Below are 17,521 nucleotides of genomic sequence, written 5' to 3' on the forward strand. Positions count from 1 at the left end.
GGTCATATGATGTTGATTTTACCATTTACATTAAATCATCTTATATCAAGAAAAAGTTTGATGATAATACTTTATCATTAGGCGGACTGGATTCAGGAATTAAAAATTTAAAAGATATTGTACTAAAAACGGCCAGAGAACATTTTCTAAACAAAGAGTTTCTTAAAAAAACGAAAATTGTTGACGAATGGAAAGAGCAAAATATATACCCGTATAATTCAGAGGCAAAGATAGGAACTATAGAGGAGGTAGAGCAGAAAGTTTTTGATATCTTAGCTGTCAACGTTGAAAGTTACTTAACTTCCTTCAGTAAATCAAATAATAGCGTTAAGAGATTCACTTTTAAATTACTCTCACAAGCTCTTAAGGATAACCCTCATTCTGTAAGGAAGATTTTAGAAGAAGTACTTGTGTTAAGCTGCGATGACCAGAATTCCTTGGCCGAATTGTTAGAGAGAACAACGTTTTCTAATATTATTAAAGCATCACAAGTAGTATCTCATCGTCTAAATTTTTTGACAGGATTAGAACAACTACTTCATGATGATCTTACTAAGAAAAAATTACTTGAAAGAGATCAGTTACATAAGCTTTTAGAAAATGAAGCTTGGCTTTTCAGAGAGGATTTTCATTTAGCTAGAAGTGAAAATACGCTGAATGAGGTTTTGAACTATCATATAAAATTACTAGGTGATGATGATTTTTCTTCCACCGCCGCACCAGTGCTTCGAGAGGATGGAAGAAAAGGAAGAGTCGATTTGCTACTAAGCAAAGCAAGACAGCCAAGGGAAGGAGAGTTAGAACATTTAGTTATAGAATTAAAAAGGCCATCTCAAAAAATTGATATGTCAGTAGTTAATCAAGTTGAAAGTTATGCATACGCTATTAGTAATGATAATCGTTTCGATAAGAATAACACTAAATGGATAGTGATCGCTGTTTCAAATGAACTTGATAATTTCACTCAAGATAAAATTTCTCAGGATGACCGTCCCTACGGAATGCTTTATACGAGAAATAATGTATCAATTTGGATTTATACGTGGGGAGAATTGATTAATCAGGCTCGATCTCGATTGATGTTCTTTAGCAAGTTATTAGATATTGATATTAATCGTGAGACAGCGACAAAGTACTTGTCTTCAACATATGAGAAATTCATACCGAGTAATGAGGAAAATGCTGATACCTAATTTGTGATTTATTTCAAGGTAATTTGACAGATTGCGTGCTTAGGTTGGGGAAACTATGTGGCATTTAATCACTTGCGAAATTTCTCTTGCAAGGTATAAGCCCACCAGCGATCTCTGCAACTTCTTGCAAACCACTAAATTTATCTGGAATCATCACTTCAGTTTTGTTCTTATCTACTTGGTTTAGCCACGCTCTTTACGCTATAGTCGCCTCGCAGCGGCAAAATCCGCAGCCGGGCGTGAGAACCCGTCTACTCTACTAGTGACAGCATAAGTTTTGCGTCACCGCTTTTGCCTACCCGTTATACATACTTCTGATGGTATTTATGACGTTCTATGGTGGCTCAGGCGGGGCTGACTTCGGTCAGGCCGGTAGCTAGTGGAGCCGGTATTCTCACCCCCGTCTGGGCTACCACCCAAGAGCGTGAGAACTCCAGTGGTAGCTTTACAACTAATCCACTGGAAATTGAATAATGAAAACTTCACATAACCCCACCTTTTTACCTTTCCCACATTCCCCTGTGATCCTGACATCAGGAGCACAAGCCCATGAATAATCACGACTGGCATCAGGCAGATATTATTGCGGCGTTACGTAAGAAGGGCACGACATTGGCGGCGGTATCACGTGCGGCAGGGTTAAGTTCTTCGACGCTATCGAACGCGCTCTCGCGTCCGTGGCCGAAAGGGGAAATACTGATTGGTCAGGCGATTGGCGTTCATCCTGCGGTGATCTGGCCGAGCCGTTATTACGACCCGAAAACACATCAGTTATTAGAACGCCGTACACGAAGTCATTAGTTACTAATTACTGAGCGGGCGGGGTATGAGTAATTATGATCATCCCGCCCGCTCGTTTAAGCCAACAGCAATTACTTATTCTTCACCTGCAAGCCGCGTGGCAGATTATTGTTATCCACCTGCGGTAAACCGGTAGAAGCAGATGAGGTCAGTAAACCTGTCTCTACGTAGTTTTGCAGCTTCTCACGGGTATCGGTGATATCCAGATTACGCATGGTCAGCTGACCAATACGGTCATCAGGAGAGAATACAGAATCACCTTTCTCCATGGTCAGACGTTCTGGTTTGTACGTCAGATTCTCAGACACGGTATTCATGATGGTGTAGTCGTTGCCGCGACGCAGTTCCAAAGTGACTTCACCGGTGATTTCGCTGGCGACCCAACGCTGAGCGGAGTCACGCAACATCAGAGCTTGTGGATCGAACCAGCGGCCCTGATACAGCAGGCGACCCAGCACACGGCCATTCGCATGGTATTGCTCGATGGTGTCTTCGTTATGGATACCGGTCAGCAGACGCTCGTAAGCGATGTGCAACAGTGCCATCCCGGGAGCTTCGTAAATGCCACGGCTCTTGGCTTCGATAATACGGTTTTCAATCTGATCGCTCATACCCAAACCGTGACGACCGCCGATGCGGTTGGCTTCCATCATCAGCTCAACGCTGTCGTCAAAGGTCACGCCATTCAGTGCAACCGGATAACCCCGTTCAAAACGGACAACCACTTCTTCCGCTTTGACGACCACATTCTCGTCCCAGAATTTTACGCCCATAATCGGGTTAACGATTTTGACGCCGGAATCCAGGAATTCCAGATCTTTGGCTTCGTGCGTCGCGCCCAGCATATTGGAGTCAGTGGAGTAAGCTTTTTCGGTCGACATTTTGTAGTCAAAACCGGACTGAATCATAAATTCAGACATCTCATGACGACCACCCAGTTCATCGATAAAGTCGGTGTCCAGCCACGGTTTATAAATTTTCAGTTCAGCATTGGTCAGCAGGCCGTAACGATAGAAACGTTCAATATCGTTACCTTTATAGGTGCTGCCGTCGCCCCAGATATTCACGCCGTCTTCTTTCATTGCGGCAACCAGCATGGTGCCGGTCACAGCACGGCCCAGCGGCGTGGTGTTGAAATAAGTCACACCGGCAGTGGTATTGTGGAATGCGCCACACTGAATGGCGGCAATGCCTTCGGCAACCAGCTGTTTACGGCAATCAATCAGGCGAGCTTTCTCGGCACCGTACTCCATCGCTTTACGCGGAATGGCATCGTAATCCTCTTCATCAGGCTGGCCCAGGTTGGCCGTGTAGGCATAAGGAACCGCTCCTTTCTTTTGCATCCAAAGCAGCGCGGCACTGGTGTCCAGACCGCCGGAGAATGCAATACCCACACGCTGATTGATAGGAAGGTGCTTAAGAATAGTTGTCATCGATAAAATCCTGTATGAATTAGGTCAGTCTGGTAAAGGTCTCAATGCCTATATTAATATCGCAAAACTGGCGTCGGGTAAAAGAAATTTTGCATATTTATGCGCATTTAATTGCATGACTATTTAGTAATCACGCGTGGGAAGCGTTGTTTCATTCAAAATCTCTTAAAATGTTGATGCGATATTTTTACGGGTTTTGTCTTGCAGCTATGAGGTTAAAATCTAAAGCGGGAAGCCACCAAAGTAAACCAGCGTTTAGACGTGGGTTTTACTCTGATGACACATCCATCACCTATGCCAAGTGTCTTCAAACTATTAATTTTGAAAACTATTTACTGGTGCCAGAATTCATATTCATCGGTTGAAATCAGCTTAACGAAAGGGCCGTTTAGCGTCCGGTTGTGGTGAGCAATAATTGCCGGGGCGGGCAAAATGGGCGTATCCATTGTGGTATGCGCATCTGAAATCAGAACAGGGCGAAATCCCAGATCGGCTGCCGCACGGCAAGTTGTATCAATACAAAATTCGGTTTTCATCCCCGCTATAACCAGCTCATCAATTGATTTTTGATGCAGCCAGTCTCCCAACCCGGTTCCCGAAAAGCAGCTCGGACGGGTTTTATCGAAAATTTTATCCTGTGAGTTATCAATTTTGAGCTCCGGCACTAATTGTGTCAGTGGTGTGCCCGGCGCAAAGGGGGAATCTGCGGGCCCGGTATGGCGGGCAGCAAAAATGGGTATTTGTGAGTGGCGGGCTTTTTCAATCAGGCAATTGATATTGGCGAGCACCCGCAGGCCATCGTGGGGTTTATCCGGGCCGTTAAACAGGCCGACCTGCATATCAATAATTAATAATGCACGTTTTTTTATCAGGGGATCAGACAAGATATTTCTCCTTAAAGTGCCGTTTTGGCCAGGAGAAAAAATGATAACCCGGCCATTGCGAGCGGGTTGTGTTGGATTCAGTTTTTCTAACGCACAGCATCCAGACAACCCGTTAACAGGGTTGTGGTCGTTGTTGTCCGGGTAACGCGCAGGAATTTTTTCATCACCTGACAATATAAAAGCGCCTGTTGTGCGTCAATTTTTTTTGCCTGAAGCAAGATTGGCTCTGGCTGATGATGCAACTTTTATTCAAGCTGCAAATTCAGAGTGTCACTCCAATTGCGCTTAGATGGGTTCTCCCACTGTTAAAAATGCCCTCTTAATAATGCTCTATAAAAGCCTTCCCTGGCCGTTTTGATTGATTGGAACTTAAGTTAAGGCTTAGCCTGCCCCAGAGTGAGTAATGCATACCTGTTTATTAACTGAGAAAACTGATTATCCAGTTGAATCGTCAGTGCTGGCGGAACCTCAGTATTTTGTTGTTTTATTTCGGCCAGTTTTCTCAAGGATTCTTCAACGGGTGGAGAATTGTTAAGTGTCTGCTGGAGGGTAAATACCGATGATTTCAGCTGGGAGACGGTCATATATTTTCCGCGTTGCTCATCCAGTCCGTTGAGTTTGTCTGCCAGTTGCTGCAGTTGCGCATTCGCATCACGCCAGCCATTGAGATCATTCATTGGAATAGCATTGGCATTAAGCTGTTGCGTCCAGTTTTTTGCCAGGCGGTCAGTTTCCGGGTTATCTGGCCATAAGGTTTTTGCCTGCTTCACCAACTGTATACCTGTGTCTTGCGCCCAACGTGGCGAAAGCGACGCGAGGCGAGACATCTGTTGTTGCGTTGCGGCAATAAACTTTGGGGCATCACGTTGTAGTATGTCTGCCTGCTGCACTTTCAACGTTTCAAGTGCGTGTGCATTTAACGGTTTAGGTAATACCGTAAGTTGCGCCATGAGTGGTTGACCCGCGTCAGCGTGATGGAACGCTGTGGTGCCCGTGAAGATCCCTGCGCCAGCCAGCAGCGTTGCCCCAATACCGGCCACAAATCCTTTCCACTGAATTGAGCGTTTTGCTGGCACCGGGGAACTCATCATAATTTGTGACTCTTCCGGTTCTGCTTGTGCGACATAAATCCACTGTTCACGCGGCTGGGCAGGTAACTCTTTTTCGGCTTTTTCTATCGCTGCTGAAGAAAGCACGATAGTTGAGTCATTTGTGGCATACATATTCTCGAGCCTGACGGCTGCGCCGTGCATAAAACTGCTCAATGTTTCCAGCTGGCTAACGTGCTTAAGTTCTATACGCTGCAACGTATCGCACAGTGCGACGATCAACTTCTCCGCCTGATAAATTTGCGGTAAATCGCGATATTCCAGTGTCATGCTTCGCAATGACTGGTGCAGACGCTGGCTCAGGCCGGACAGTATCTCCACACGGGCATGTGCAGGCTGCGGCCATAAACTGGACCATTGCCGGGAAACCAATGCTTCGAGAATAGCCAGCCCTTCATTCAGTCCGGCCAGGCCGGTAAGTTGCAATCTGGCTTGCGTATACCATGAAGCAGTTTGCAGCTCTATTCCGTTTTGTTGAAACAGGTGCAGGCACAGTTGTTCAACTTTCTGCCAGTTCACGTCCGGACGGGCAGGATGAGTCAGCTTGCTCAGTTCTTCGCGTAAAATGGCATAATCAGCCAGCGCGCGAGGGTCGCCACCGGTGCGCAGCTGGCGTTCAATAGACATGGGCGTTTTCCTTAACTGATGTAATTCTGCTGTCTTATTTGATGTATTTGCACTGGCCTTCCGCGATATTCCCGAAGGCCAGTGGATTTAAGTGTTCAGATGATGGAGTTAAAGGTCACGACAATAAGCCTTCAATCATGTTGAAAAATACGTCCTCACTGAACACTCCTCCAGATTGTGTAGACCAACCCGCCGGACGCCATGTCCAGTGATTTTGCTCTGTAGACCGCATAAACAAACGACAAAGGGAGGTAGGAATCCCCTCACCGCAGAGACTGGCTTCCACACATCCCGTTACGCCCTGGCCATATAAAAAAACAGGCGTGAATTTCACCATTCTGTTTTCATATTGAAGCTGAATCCCGGGAATGCTGAAGGTCTTCCCGCCTATAAGCAATTCAACCAATGAAACGGAAGTGCTTTGAGTCTGAATACCCGTGCCTGTCAACCATGTCTCCATCTTCTCCTGAAGCTGACTCATCTGTTGTTGAAACTCTGCGATGTCAGCCTGAGCTCTATTTTCAAATACGTTACGGCCCGGCTGTTTGTCCTGTAGTTTTTTTAAAAAACGTTCTTTCGCTGACATATTTCCTCTGTCATTGATGATTAGAGGTGATATTCAGAATCAAATCTGGCTATCACACATAATTCTGCTGTTTCATATGCCGCATAAGTACCCGACCTTCCGGCATAAATTCTGTACCAAATCGAATTAAACCGAACTCTTTAAGCTCTGCGTCAATGGCATATTCCAACTGACCTGGCCGGGATTGGGGCAATAATATGACGTTAATTCTCTTTACCCGAGGTTCGTATTTCAGCAGTGTTTCTGACAGAACGTTCATCAGGGAATGTGCTGTGCCGGGCATTCCCTGCAAAATCTTACTCATGTCCGGTAAGCCGTAGTCGGGTAAATGACTGAGCGTGCCTGCGCGGCAGTTAAGGATGCGCTGCATATTGTCGAGAACCGAGAGAATCACCTGATTCTTTTCGCTCACATGGTGAAGATCGAGGCCGCCGGCGAAATTGCCCAGCAGCATTTCGTAAAGAGAAGGTTGAGACATAGTTAGTCATCCTTGAGAGGGAGAAGCGTGAGTCCATGATTGTTCAGCTCAATATCACGAGCTTTATCCGGATCAAGATCTTCACGGCTCAGCACCACGCGCCAGGTATTGTTAGCAATATCGGGTGCCAGGAAAAGTCCGGCGATGGCGACGAACTCAGTTTTTTCATCCATTGGAACATCAATCGTAACGGCAGCGCCGGGACGAATTCGGATATCTTTTTCAGAGATCAGATCGGCTTTGATTGCCTGGCTGTCTTCAGCGAACAGAGAAGGATAATCCGTGCCGTCGAAGACTTTTCTGTCCTTTAACTGATAAATACGCACCACAGTTGCCAGCGGAGCACCGCTGTCATTGTTGTTGATGGCATCCCGTGCCCTGATATCCAGGTGCAGAGTTTTTATCTGTTTGTAGAAAATAGATTTGGTCATGGACACAGTGCCATCGCTGATTTTTTGTGTCAGCCCGCACCCGCTCAGCATTGAAATTGTTGCAAGTGTCAGTAACGCTAAGCGGGTTTTACCAGCGGTAATCGCCATGTTCATCGGTCTCCCTTCGGTGAATATTTTCCTGAATGCGCTGATAGCGGCCAAGATTAATTGTGATCATTTCGGTTTTGATTTGCAGCGCTGAACGAGTTCGCAGCGAACGCATCACTGCGGTTCTGCCAAGCAAAATGCCAGAACTTTTGGGCTGGCAAGAAAGCCGGGCATCAGGTAATAAAGTTCGCAAAACGGACAACTGTAAACGTACATGTAACCGTGATCCCAGATACACCTGCAATAAAGCCAGTAAGTCGGTATGCAATTGCCCGCCAGGCAACCACTCTCTTGATTCATCGGGGTTATCAGTTTTCAGTTGTAGTAATACCTGACTGTTAACATCTGTCGCATGATTGCCCATCACCGGACTGTTGCTCATATTTACCGGTTGACGCGCGCACATAGTCAGCGGTTTATGCAGGGGAATACGGCAGTGGTCATGGGGTATGACTTTGGCCTCTGTATCCGGTGCCAGCAACTGCACCAGCGCGATAATGCCTTCGCTGGTTCGGGTGGGCAGCCTCATCATGCTGGTCAGCGCCAGAAAACGTGAGACGGGTGTAGCAATGTTATGCGCACAACCCTCAATACCCAGGCCACAAAGGCTGAGCAGGTATTTCGACGTTTTGTCCGTACCGCCAGTGGTGAAACTCGCCGGGTAAGAATACTTTCGCCAAATGCGGTAGTACTGGGTGATCAGACGGTGGTTAAAAATATCTAAAAAATCGCTGACGGCCTCATACCCTTCGCGGCGCTGAGTTATATCGTCGATATACGATGTCGGAAGCGGCGATTCCACACCATACAGCCCCATAAATGTGGTCCGGATAGTGGGGGGAAGATGCGGTTGATCGGGTATTTCGACCCGTTTGAATTCACTGGCGGGAAATCCCATTCCCGGATGCGGACGAAAACGGATCGGATCATGCCGGACCTGCCAGTGGCTGCCCAATGCGGGTGCTTCTGGCTGACTTTGCTCAATCAACTGGCAGAAGCGATAAAATTGAGTGTAAGGGAGCGAATCTTTCAGTTGTTCGATCAGCCTGGCAGGCGCTGATTGTGGTTCTCTTTCCATCGGATACATTTCCCGGCAGGCTGGACAATGAGGGTTAACTGATTGAATAAATGAATATCAGCATAAAGAGCGAAGAAACGGTTGAGCATTTCGCCGAACAGATGGATATCGCCATCGCCGGTAAAACCATTTCCGTCCAATGTGATTTCGATATCGATACCGCGCAGCAGAAAACCTTTTTCAAAACGTTGGATCTGGTGATGCTGCACATGCTGGATGCCATCCAGGCGGCGGTTATTCATTTCGTCGCCTTGCCAGTTATACAGTTCAAGTGTCCCTCGCAATACTTCCGCGCTGCTCATCAGATTGAGATAACTGGAACCGAGGTGACTCAGTACACGCCACTGGAAATGATCTTCGGCGGGCGGGTACGAGGGCAGTGTTGGCTTGCAGAGATTGCGCACTTTTAAGGGAGTCTGGAGCACCATTTCACACCGGTCGAGCAGGGTGCTTTGCAATGCTTTACGGGGTAACTGACCGTTGGTGCCCGTAATTTTGAGCGAAACCGCCTCACGTGCAAAGAGTCTGTCAGCTTCCCATTGCTGCCCGCCCAAAATCAGCCAAGTATCGTGCAATCCTGTTACGCCACGCTTCACGCGGGTATGAAAAAAGCGCTCGGGTGCATGGCGTCTTTGCATGCCGCCGCGGTGACGGAAACTGGTAAACGGGACATAAGTCGCGTCTGCCGTACGTTGCGATCCGATTACTGAGTCTACGGAATAGATTTCGGTGTGGCCGTCCTGCAAACGGCGCGGGCGAAGCAGATACTCATTTTCCAACCCGTTTACAATCAGCGGATCAGCTTCCAGCGTGAACAGGTTTACGACCGGTACGCAGTGCAGCTGAAGGGCATCGTCAGTCACCGGTAAATCGCTTTGCCACTGATTGTTCAACACAACTTCGACATCAAAATAAGGGATGCCGGCAGGCAACGTTATGTCTTCCAGCCCGTTAAGGTGTACAAACATAAACTTTTCGCGGAAGGTGAAATATTCCAGCAGTAACTGATAGCCGCTGAATGCACTATCACCTTTTGGCCACAGCAGATCCTCGTCGGCAAAACCGCCGGGAGCGAACCAGCCATCCAGTTTTATCCGGTCATCCTGATTGGGGAGGCGCAGATAAAGTGCCGCCTGGGAGCGGGTGAGCGCCAGATGCAGCGCACTGCTGACCGGCGCATCACTTGCCAGATAAAAACACAGGTGTCGCAAATCGACCTGTGACCAGTCGGCCTGTGAACTGCACGTCAGACGCAGACGGAGTACAGAACGCCCATCAGGTTCCGTTGCCATCGTTACTTTAGAAACAACCAGCGGATTAAGTACGACGTCGCGTGTCGTTCGATACTGACAGACAGTGTTTTTGGGCCCGACAGGGCGGGAGTAAACCTCCATGCCGACGGGAACAATCTCGTCCATTTTCATTGCGGGGACATCAGGCGTAAGTGCCACGATAGAAAGTGAGGGAATGGTGCGCAGATAGTGCGGCCACAACATGCTCACCAGTCCTTCGGTAAACTCCGGCAAGTCGTCATCAATTTTTTCGCGTAGTCTGCCCATCGAAAAGGCAAAACCTTCGAAGAGACGTTCTACGTAAGGATCAGGGATTCCGGGTTTATCGAGATCGAGCATCGCCGCCCGGTCAGGATGAGTTTGTGCAAACTCTTTAGCTGCATCACGCAAATAGCGCATTTCAGCATCGTAATAACGCAGGGTTTGATCTTTCATTTTATTCCAGAATAAATTGATTTCTGTTGCGACTGATAAGTAAATGGCCAAAGTCGCATCGGATTACTGAATGATTAAATAGGCTAATGGTCTTATAAAAAAATTATGTGTGGAAGTGGGTTTTATTTTAACTTGAATAAATGAAATCTTTTCAAATTATCATTAATTCATTGAGTAAATTACCTGTCGTGCAATTCGCTGTTTATCTATTTTCTGAATTGCTTATTGCTCCTTGAGTGAAATGGGTCATTGGTGTTTCTATTACCTATGTCAGGAGATTATTTTATGATATGGACCGCACAATGATGTCTTTTTATTCCGAAATATTTCTCCAGTTAGTCAATTAATGAGTGATTTATTTTTATTTATTCATCATCTGCTATTATTTTTGGGGCGATAATTAAGTTCTCGATATTTATATATGCTCGCTATTGTTTTACCCAATATTGAAGAGGTCATACCCGCTGAAGGCAGGAATGGCGTTCTGGCTGAGTCCTTCACGCGGCAGCCATGCAATCTGCCAGTAACCGCTTTTCGGGCAGGGTTCACCGGTTTTACACAGCAAATGTACGGCAGCGGTTTTATTAAAATCCGGCGAGCGGCCTGCCGGTTTCAGGGTTGAGCTGTTTATCTTTAGCCAGTTGCTCAATCAGGGCTTCGCCGGGTTTAGTGGGCGGTACATTGGCTTCACGGGCTTCGACCCATTTCAGCTTACCGTCCCAGGCGGGCAGCGGGGCAGGTGGCAACGGGACGATATCGTTGATTTCAGGGACTTTGGGGTGAGCGTAGGAGTAACGACTCAGGGTAAGTGTCCGCGTCTGTGCATGACCGCTGCAGCCTGCCAGCAACAGCGATAACAGACCTGTTATTATTTTCATGCTTCTTCTCCCTGTGTAATCTGTATACATACGATAGTGACTCACCAACTTCCGTAGGGATATTTTTTGTCTTTTATAAATGACTTCATACCCTCACTATACTCATACCCATCAGGAAAATTTGTTTCGCCTTTACACATATCAACATCTTTACCAGAAACGGTGGTTATTTTTGTACTGCTTTGCAATAAGTTAGGTCTGCCATTGTTCTGCAACCACACCCGAACTTTCCCTTCTGGTGCCAGACCAATCACCATATAACGAAAATAATAAGTTTCTTTCGCGTTATACCAGTCTGGCTCTGAACTGCTCATTTTATTCTGTGTGTCAGGCGAGAAGAATAATGTTGTTTCATAGACCTTTTTATCGATAATTGAATCCCAGCAAAATTTAATCATTTGCGGTGGTGCTTTTGCTTTGTTGAATGGTGAAAAACCCAGGCCATTATGTGAGTCCCATTTGCCCACGCTATCACCTTGCGGCTGATCGATGGTCTGGAAAACATAGCCATAGCCATCAGAATCCAGCAGTTTCACCAGTGTGACCTGGGCAGGCAGGGCTTTGGGGGTTGAAAATGTGAAATACCATTCATCCCAGGGGGCTTTAAAACTCCCTTTCTGCGTCTGTGCATGGCTGCTGCAGCCTGCCAGCAGCAACAGCGATAACAGACCTGTTATTATTTTCATGCTTCTTCTTCCTGCGTATTCTGTATACATACGATAATGACTCACCAACTTCCGTAGGGATATTTTTTGTCTTTTATAAATGATTTCATACCCTCACTATACTCATACCCATCAGGAAAATTTGTTTCGCCTTTACACATATCCAAATCTTTACCTGAAACGGTGGTTATTTTTGTATTGCTCTGCAATAAATTAGGTCTGCCATTATTCTGCAACCACACCCGAACTTTCCCTTCTGGTGCCAGACCAATTACCATATAACGGAAATAATAAATTTCTTTCGCGTTATACCAGTCCGGCTCTGTACTGATCATTTTATTCTGTGTGTCAGGTGAGAAGAATAATGTTGTTTCATAGACCTTCTTATCGATAATTGAATCCCAGCAAAATTTTATCATTTGCGGTGGCGCTTTTGCCTTATTAAACGGAGAGAAACCCTTCCCAATGTATTTGCTCCAGGCTCCTACGCTTTTCCCCTGCGGCTGATCTATGGTCTGGAAAACATAGCCATAGCCATCAGTATCCAGCAGTTTCACCAGGGTGACCTGCGCAGGCAGGGCCTTGGGGGTTGAAAATGTGAAATACCATTCATCCCAGGGGGCTTTAAAACTCTCTTTCTGCGTCTGCGCATGGCTGCTGCAACCTGCCAGCAGCAACAGCGATAACAGACCTGTTAATATTTTCATGCTTCTTCTCCCTGCATAATCTGTATACATTCGATAATGACTTACCAGCTTCCGTAGGGATATTTTTTGTCTTTTATAAATGACTTCATACCCTCACTATACTCATATCCATCAGGAAAATTTGTTTCGCCTTTACACATGTCCAAATCTTTACCTGAAACGGTGGTTATTTTTGTACTATTTTGTAATAAATCAGGGGCACCATTATTCTGTAACCACACACGAACCCTGCCTTCAGGAGCCAGTCCGATAACGAGATATTTAAAATAATATGGAGTGCTGGGTTTGTTTACTTTGCGTGCGGAACTCACCATTTTTTGCTGTGTGTCAGATAAGAAAAATAAGGTTGTTTCATAAACCTTCTTGTCGATAATTGAATCCCAGCAAAATTTAATCATTTGAGGGGGAGCTTTAGCCTGATTAAATGATGATATTCCCTCGCCATTGTATGGCCCCCATGATCCCACGCTATCACCTTGTGGCTGGTCTATGGTTTGGAAAACATAACCATAGCCATCAGTATCCAGTAATTTCACCAGGGTGACCTGCGCAGGGAGGGCTTTGGGGGTTGAAAATGTGAAATACCATTTATCCCAGGGGGCTTTAAAACTCTCTTTCTGCGTTTGCGCATGGCTGCTGCAGCCTGCCAGCAGCAACAGCGATAACAGACCTGTTAATATTTTCATGCTTCTTCTCCCTGCATATTCCATACGGCACGAACCCACCCCGGATTGGGGCGATTGACAAAGCCAAACAGCTCAGTGGTTTTTGCCGCGCCATATATGACTTTTACGTTGTTTCCGTCGAGCCAGACATCTTTAAATGCCACCGCATTCCAGTTGGCTGAACAATGTAGGTATTTACCAATCAGTTTCATTTCTTCCGGGGAAAAAGGAGCCGGTGTTCCTCCTGCGGCAGCCGCCTTCCCCTGGCAAATGGCTTTTTGAGAAAGCGGCTCCAGTTCTGGTGGCAATATAAAATTCTTATCCTTGGGGAGGATTTCTTTTAAAGAGAGTCCTGAACTCTGTGCGGCATCCAGCATTACCCTTAAGGTGATTTTTGACCAGTCGTTCGTGACACCCCGTTCCAGAGTGACCGCTGCACCAACACGCTTTTCAGTAATGCCGGCCCGTTTCTTATCCGGATTAACCAGGTAGTCATACCATGTTTCGACCTTTACCACTCCCGAAGGAATAACAGAGCCCAGATTTGATAATTTCTGTAAATCCGGAACTTCAGCTTCGCAATGACGGTAAATATCCGTCATCTCAGCAGGAGTATTTTCACTGACGGTTTCAAATTCAGGTTTGGTGAGAAACAGATATTCTTTTTCTTGCGGGTTATAGCCACCGCCAATATCGGAATGCACGCCGGGCAGGGGAAGCTCAGGCCAGGATTCTTTAACACTGTTAAGACTAAAGTTATAACGGCATTCGTTCATTGCCGTAATCTGAAACACGTTTTGTGCAATATCCTTCGGCAGTGCCAGCTCAATACCGGGGTTTACTCCACCGTGGATGTCCAGCATGTTTTTTACACCGCCAACTGCACACACAGTATCGAATAGCCCAAGGAAACGTACTTCTCCGGCGGGTTTCCCATGCTGATTTCGGCCATCAAGCCCTTTCGTTATTGCTTCCTGAATGGCCTGATCGCCGTTTCTGACGCGGTTTGCGAAGTGACGGGCAGCAGCAGCACCGCGGCTAAAACCGAATATATCAAACTGAATTTTTTCTATAGCGCATGAAATGCCATCTCCCTTATTAATCAACAGGTCTATTTGTTCAGCAATTTGAGAAATGCCTTCATCTGTTTTATCTACTACCCCTTCAAACCATACACCGAGCCCCATTCCAATGAGGTTGTCATCGTTGTCTTTCGATGTACCGATACCTTGAATATAAATTCTGCGTTGGTATAAAAATTTATTATTGGTTATTTGATTGTCGAAAGTGTAAAGCGTATGTAACCAATGAATATTCGAATAATACCCAAGATAACTCCCTGCACCATTACCGCTTTTACCCAGTTTTTGGGCACAGGATGCCGCGTCTTCAGTATTCATTCCCACATCCAGATGGGTGCAGGTCTCGAGGAGGCGCTTGTCTATATTGAAAACATTATTACCAGTGCCATCAAAAAACATGCCGATGGTGAGCGTGATGCCGGGTACTTCTTTACGCTTACAAATCACGATTTTTTCTGAAACTTTTACGTCAGAGGTATGCTGACCATCACTGACTTCCCATGTATTACGTTGTGCCATTCTGCAATTTCCTTGAATTTAATATCGTCCTATTTAGTGCCCAGAATTTCTATATTCATCCTGTCCGGAGCCGCGGTATAGACTGGCGCTGTCTTACCGTTTTTATCAGAAACGCCTGTATAAATTGTTCCTTCTGCCGTTGTTATGCGGTATTCAGTGAGTGGAATAGCTTTTCCTTCTTCATCCTGCAACACATAAACTGCACCGTAGCCTTCCGGCAACGTCACCGGAGGAGTATTCAGACTCGCCGGCCCCATCTTTTGCCAGTTGGCCGACTTAAATAAGATGTTTTGCGGATCGGCAATCTCGATATTCCCGCCGCTGAGTTTGATGTAGCCGCCGCCGCAGGTCAGGAGCAGCTCTTCCGAGGCGGCGACCGTGATTTTTCCTTCCGCGCTGGTGACGGTGATGTCGTTTTTCGCCAGTGCGGACAGTTCGTCGTCCTGCGCCTGAATATCCACTTTCCCTTTACCGGCAATGAGTTTCATCCCGGCTTTTTGTGCCAGCAGGCTGACGCTTTCGCCCGCCGCGGCGATGAAGGATTTGCCGCTGCTGATATCGGTATTGCTGCCCGACATCATCCCGACGCTTTCGCTGCCTGACGCCACGCGTACGGCTTTCGGGCTGACGATGCCGATGCCCTGCGGCGCGGACATCAGAATGCCCGCCGCTTTCAGTTTTGCCAGCGAGGCGTTCAGCGCTTTCTGGCTGCCGGTATCGCCCGGCGTCGCTTTGGCAATCTGCGCCGCTTTCGCCAGCGTGCGTGCCAGCGTCAGCGCCTGTTCAAGCTGCGCAATAGCGTCATCCATTTCCAGCTGTTTGCCGCTGGCGGCGGGCTGCGCATCGGCGCTGATGAAAATGCCTTTTCCGGCACGCAGTGCGCCCCATTGGTCGGTGCGCAGTTCGAAACCCTCACCGCGCTTTGCCTGCGTGGCATCCACGTTGTGGCCGAGGTTGAGCTGCGTTTTGCCGCCGTATTCGGTGCTGAGTTTGATATGTTCTTCACCGCGCCTGTCTTCCATCCGCAGTTTGTTATTTGCCGGTGTGCGGATGACGTTGCGGGTATTATTCGTTTCGGTCACGTGGTCGACGTGACGTGAATCGTGAAGGGCATGGGCAATGTATGGGCGGTCAGGATCGCCGTCGTGGAAGGCAATGGCGACTTCCGTGCCCTGAATCAGCGGGAAGTGAATGCCGTATTCGTCGCCGCCGTACGGCTTCGCGAAGCGCACCGGCATGCTTTCCTGACCCTGAGTTTTATCGTCCTGGTCGGCATCGAATTTCACGCGATATAAACCGGACGCATCCTGCCAGGCATAGATATCGTTCGGTTTTGCACTGGTTACGCGGGCCATCATCGTGCCGCTGACTTTCGGACGCGGCATGAGCGCGGGGCGCCAGCACAGCGTTTCGCTGAAGGGCACGGCGGCGAAGGTGACGCTCAGTGCCTCTTTGCGGCTGGCGGTAAATCCGGTGCGCAAAATCACCATCGGCTGCGATAACTGTTCGGGCAGCGTGGACGGAATGCGGCCGTCGGTCACCGTGAGCACCTGCGCCGTGTGCAGCGTGGCGTCGGTGCTGTTGCCGGTAATCAGCGTCTGTGCGGCCAGAAAACGTTCATGGTCGAGTTGCGCCATGAAGTTACCCGTTTCGGCGGCCGCGTTGGTCTTCGCACCGGACTCCAGATGGCGGGGTTTATAGTGATAGACGTCACCATAATGCATCCCTTCACCCTCGCCGTGCGTCATGTCGGCTTTGGCGGACTGATTGACCTTTTGCGCTTCGCGGAAGTTATAGTCTTTGGCGGTGACGCTGGCCTGCACGACGCTGTGCTGGATGCTCAGCCCCCAGACCGACTCCGCGCCGCTGTCGCTCATGCCTGACGGGCTGTTGAGCGGCAGTGTTTTCCCGAATTCATAGGCGCTTTGCTTATCGGCAAAGTGCACGACTTCAGTTTGTGTGTCCGGTTGCAGACTGAAGAAATAGAAAATTCCGACTTCCGAGAGCAGGCGTTCGATAAAGGCCAGGTCACTCTCCTGATACTGGTTTATCTGCTCACGTACCGGGTAAGTCTGCCTGAGATTAAATTCATATTCCCAGCCTTTGAGGCCATGTTCCTGAAGCACCTGTTGCACGACGTCCTGCACGGATTTATTGACGAAAAAGCGATGGGTGCGGAACTGGTTACCCAGCATTGCCAGGAAAGGCTCAAGGGTAATCTGAAATCGCGTCTGGTCGGCAGAGCCTGAAATACGCTGGAAATCCGTGATAACGCCGTGGACAACTTTTTGGGCGGTCAGGTTTTGCAGCAGTCCGGTGCCCATCGTCAGCGTGACCGGTTTACGCAACATTTGAGCGGCGTCGATATCGCGGTCGGTGCTGGTGAATGTGATGGAGTAGCGATATGTCCGGCTTATGCCCTCGTCACCGCGCAAGCTTTCAACGTCGAGCGGTGACGTACAGGAGGGAATATCAAGGCGGTAACGGTTCAGCGTTGTGGCGCTCAGGGCCGCCACCGCATTTTGAAGAATATCCATGATTCGGGCATGT

At 47.8% G+C, this 17,521-nt stretch carries 17 protein-coding genes and 2 pseudogenes; 3 read left to right on the forward strand and 16 right to left on the reverse strand.

The window, feature by feature from the left end; all coding sequences use genetic code 11:
- The 3 genes and pseudogenes from J1782_RS02740 to J1782_RS02750 form a co-directional block, all read left to right on the forward strand.
- A pseudogene (locus tag J1782_RS02740) lies at window positions 1-1,193 on the forward strand (hypothetical protein); the annotation flags it as partial.
- Window positions 1,194-1,529: 336 nt separating this feature from the next.
- Window positions 1,530-1,667 (forward strand): ash family protein, encoded by a 138-nt coding sequence (locus tag J1782_RS02745; RefSeq protein WP_101079303.1) that lies wholly within the window; start codon window positions 1,530-1,532, stop codon window positions 1,665-1,667.
- A gap of 75 nt (window positions 1,668-1,742) precedes the next feature.
- Window positions 1,743-1,994 carry a helix-turn-helix transcriptional regulator gene (locus J1782_RS02750; RefSeq protein ID WP_217152327.1) on the forward strand — a complete coding sequence of 84 codons (252 nt, stop codon included), beginning with the start codon at window positions 1,743-1,745 and terminating at the stop codon, window positions 1,992-1,994.
- Between the two features lie 71 nt (window positions 1,995-2,065).
- Here J1782_RS02750 and argG read toward each other — a convergent pair whose 3' ends face one another.
- The 16 genes and pseudogenes from argG to J1782_RS02820 form a co-directional block, all read right to left on the reverse strand.
- Complete coding sequence (gene argG, locus J1782_RS02755) at window positions 2,066-3,427, reverse strand: argininosuccinate synthase (protein ID WP_152324882.1); 1,362 nt, start codon at window positions 3,425-3,427, stop codon at window positions 2,066-2,068.
- Between the two features lie 332 nt (window positions 3,428-3,759).
- On the reverse strand, window positions 3,760-4,299 hold the full coding sequence (locus J1782_RS02760) for a cysteine hydrolase family protein (RefSeq protein ID WP_208951903.1): 540 nt from the start codon (window positions 4,297-4,299) through the stop codon (window positions 3,760-3,762).
- Window positions 4,300-4,685: 386 nt separating this feature from the next.
- Window positions 4,686-5,564, reverse strand: a complete 879-nt coding sequence (locus J1782_RS26510) for a VasL domain-containing protein (protein ID WP_371819736.1) — start codon at window positions 5,562-5,564, stop codon at window positions 4,686-4,688.
- 34 nt (window positions 5,565-5,598) lie between these two features.
- Window positions 5,599-5,778, reverse strand: a complete 180-nt coding sequence (locus J1782_RS26515) for a hypothetical protein (protein ID WP_371819737.1) — start codon at window positions 5,776-5,778, stop codon at window positions 5,599-5,601.
- Window positions 5,730-6,047: pseudogene (locus J1782_RS26520) on the reverse strand (type VI secretion system ImpA family N-terminal domain-containing protein); the annotation flags it as partial. The pseudogene J1782_RS26520 and the gene J1782_RS26515, both read right to left, overlap by 49 nt.
- 115 nt (window positions 6,048-6,162) lie before the next feature.
- A complete protein-coding gene (locus J1782_RS02770; protein ID WP_217152329.1) occupies window positions 6,163-6,633 on the reverse strand; it encodes a hypothetical protein in 471 nt (156 codons plus the stop codon).
- Window positions 6,634-6,685: 52 nt separating this feature from the next.
- Window positions 6,686-7,111: a type VI secretion system baseplate subunit TssE gene (tssE, locus tag J1782_RS02775; RefSeq protein ID WP_165062102.1), complete on the reverse strand. Its 426-nt coding sequence runs from the start codon at window positions 7,109-7,111 to the stop codon at window positions 6,686-6,688.
- Between the two features lie 2 nt (window positions 7,112-7,113).
- Window positions 7,114-7,650 carry a type VI secretion system lipoprotein TssJ gene (tssJ, locus tag J1782_RS02780; RefSeq protein WP_254302895.1) on the reverse strand — a complete coding sequence of 179 codons (537 nt, stop codon included), beginning with the start codon at window positions 7,648-7,650 and terminating at the stop codon, window positions 7,114-7,116.
- Window positions 7,631-8,728, reverse strand: a complete 1,098-nt coding sequence (gene tssG / locus J1782_RS02785; RefSeq protein WP_217152331.1) for a type VI secretion system baseplate subunit TssG — start codon at window positions 8,726-8,728, stop codon at window positions 7,631-7,633. The genes tssJ and tssG overlap by 20 nt, the downstream gene beginning before the upstream one ends.
- Window positions 8,692-10,455 carry a type VI secretion system baseplate subunit TssF gene (tssF, locus tag J1782_RS02790; protein WP_217152332.1) on the reverse strand — a complete coding sequence of 588 codons (1,764 nt, stop codon included), beginning with the start codon at window positions 10,453-10,455 and terminating at the stop codon, window positions 8,692-8,694. The genes tssG and tssF overlap by 37 nt, the downstream gene beginning before the upstream one ends.
- A 584-nt stretch (window positions 10,456-11,039) precedes the next feature.
- On the reverse strand, window positions 11,040-11,333 hold the full coding sequence (locus J1782_RS26300) for a DUF6396 domain-containing protein (protein WP_254302896.1): 294 nt from the start codon (window positions 11,331-11,333) through the stop codon (window positions 11,040-11,042).
- 41 nt (window positions 11,334-11,374) lie between these two features.
- The gene (locus tag J1782_RS02800; RefSeq protein ID WP_217152333.1) at window positions 11,375-12,019 is read right to left on the reverse strand and encodes a DUF2931 family protein; all 645 of its coding nucleotides are present in this window, start codon (window positions 12,017-12,019) and stop codon (window positions 11,375-11,377) included.
- Between the two features lie 41 nt (window positions 12,020-12,060).
- Window positions 12,061-12,705, reverse strand: coding sequence for a DUF2931 family protein (locus J1782_RS02805; RefSeq protein WP_217152334.1), 645 nt, complete (start codon window positions 12,703-12,705; stop codon window positions 12,061-12,063).
- 41 nt (window positions 12,706-12,746) lie between these two features.
- Complete coding sequence (locus J1782_RS02810) at window positions 12,747-13,391, reverse strand: DUF2931 family protein (RefSeq protein WP_217152335.1); 645 nt, start codon at window positions 13,389-13,391, stop codon at window positions 12,747-12,749.
- A complete protein-coding gene (locus J1782_RS02815) occupies window positions 13,388-14,971 on the reverse strand; it encodes a DUF2235 domain-containing protein (RefSeq protein ID WP_217152336.1) in 1,584 nt (527 codons plus the stop codon). Before J1782_RS02815 ends, J1782_RS02810 begins: the two co-directional genes overlap by 4 nt.
- Window positions 14,972-15,000: 29 nt before the next feature.
- Window positions 15,001-17,508: a type VI secretion system Vgr family protein gene (locus tag J1782_RS02820; RefSeq protein WP_217152337.1), complete on the reverse strand. Its 2,508-nt coding sequence runs from the start codon at window positions 17,506-17,508 to the stop codon at window positions 15,001-15,003.
- Between the last annotated feature and the right edge of the window lie 13 nt (window positions 17,509-17,521).

This window comes from Rahnella sp. BCC 1045 (genome assembly GCF_019049615.1).
GTDB lineage: Bacteria > Pseudomonadota > Gammaproteobacteria > Enterobacterales > Enterobacteriaceae > Rahnella > Rahnella contaminans.

Excerpts from the sequence above, each read along its gene's own strand:
- J1782_RS02820 (WP_217152337.1), bottom strand. The coding sequence starts at position 17,508 with ATGGATATTCTTCAAAATGCGGTGGCGGCCCTGAGCGCCACAACGCTG.
- J1782_RS02805 (WP_217152334.1), bottom strand. The coding sequence starts at position 12,705 with ATGAAAATATTAACAGGTCTGTTATCGCTGTTGCTGCTGGCAGGTTGC.
- tssG (WP_217152331.1), bottom strand. The coding sequence starts at position 8,728 with ATGGAAAGAGAACCACAATCAGCGCCTGCCAGGCTGATCGAACAACTG.
- J1782_RS26515 (WP_371819737.1), bottom strand. The coding sequence starts at position 5,778 with ATGGTCCAGTTTATGGCCGCAGCCTGCACATGCCCGTGTGGAGATACT.
- tssE (WP_165062102.1), bottom strand. The coding sequence starts at position 7,111 with ATGTCTCAACCTTCTCTTTACGAAATGCTGCTGGGCAATTTCGCCGGC.
- J1782_RS02810 (WP_217152335.1), bottom strand. The coding sequence starts at position 13,391 with ATGAAAATATTAACAGGTCTGTTATCGCTGTTGCTGCTGGCAGGCTGC.
- J1782_RS02745 (WP_101079303.1), top strand. The coding sequence starts at position 1,530 with ATGGTGGCTCAGGCGGGGCTGACTTCGGTCAGGCCGGTAGCTAGTGGA.
- J1782_RS02770 (WP_217152329.1), bottom strand. The coding sequence starts at position 6,633 with ATGTCAGCGAAAGAACGTTTTTTAAAAAAACTACAGGACAAACAGCCG.
- tssF (WP_217152332.1), bottom strand. The coding sequence starts at position 10,455 with ATGAAAGATCAAACCCTGCGTTATTACGATGCTGAAATGCGCTATTTG.
- argG (WP_152324882.1), bottom strand. The coding sequence starts at position 3,427 with ATGACAACTATTCTTAAGCACCTTCCTATCAATCAGCGTGTGGGTATT.
- J1782_RS26510 (WP_371819736.1), bottom strand. The coding sequence starts at position 5,564 with ATGCACGGCGCAGCCGTCAGGCTCGAGAATATGTATGCCACAAATGAC.
- J1782_RS02815 (WP_217152336.1), bottom strand. The coding sequence starts at position 14,971 with ATGGCACAACGTAATACATGGGAAGTCAGTGATGGTCAGCATACCTCT.
- J1782_RS26300 (WP_254302896.1), bottom strand. The coding sequence starts at position 11,333 with ATGAAAATAATAACAGGTCTGTTATCGCTGTTGCTGGCAGGCTGCAGC.
- J1782_RS02800 (WP_217152333.1), bottom strand. The coding sequence starts at position 12,019 with ATGAAAATAATAACAGGTCTGTTATCGCTGTTGCTGCTGGCAGGCTGC.
- J1782_RS02750 (WP_217152327.1), top strand. The coding sequence starts at position 1,743 with ATGAATAATCACGACTGGCATCAGGCAGATATTATTGCGGCGTTACGT.
- tssJ (WP_254302895.1), bottom strand. The coding sequence starts at position 7,650 with ATGGCGATTACCGCTGGTAAAACCCGCTTAGCGTTACTGACACTTGCA.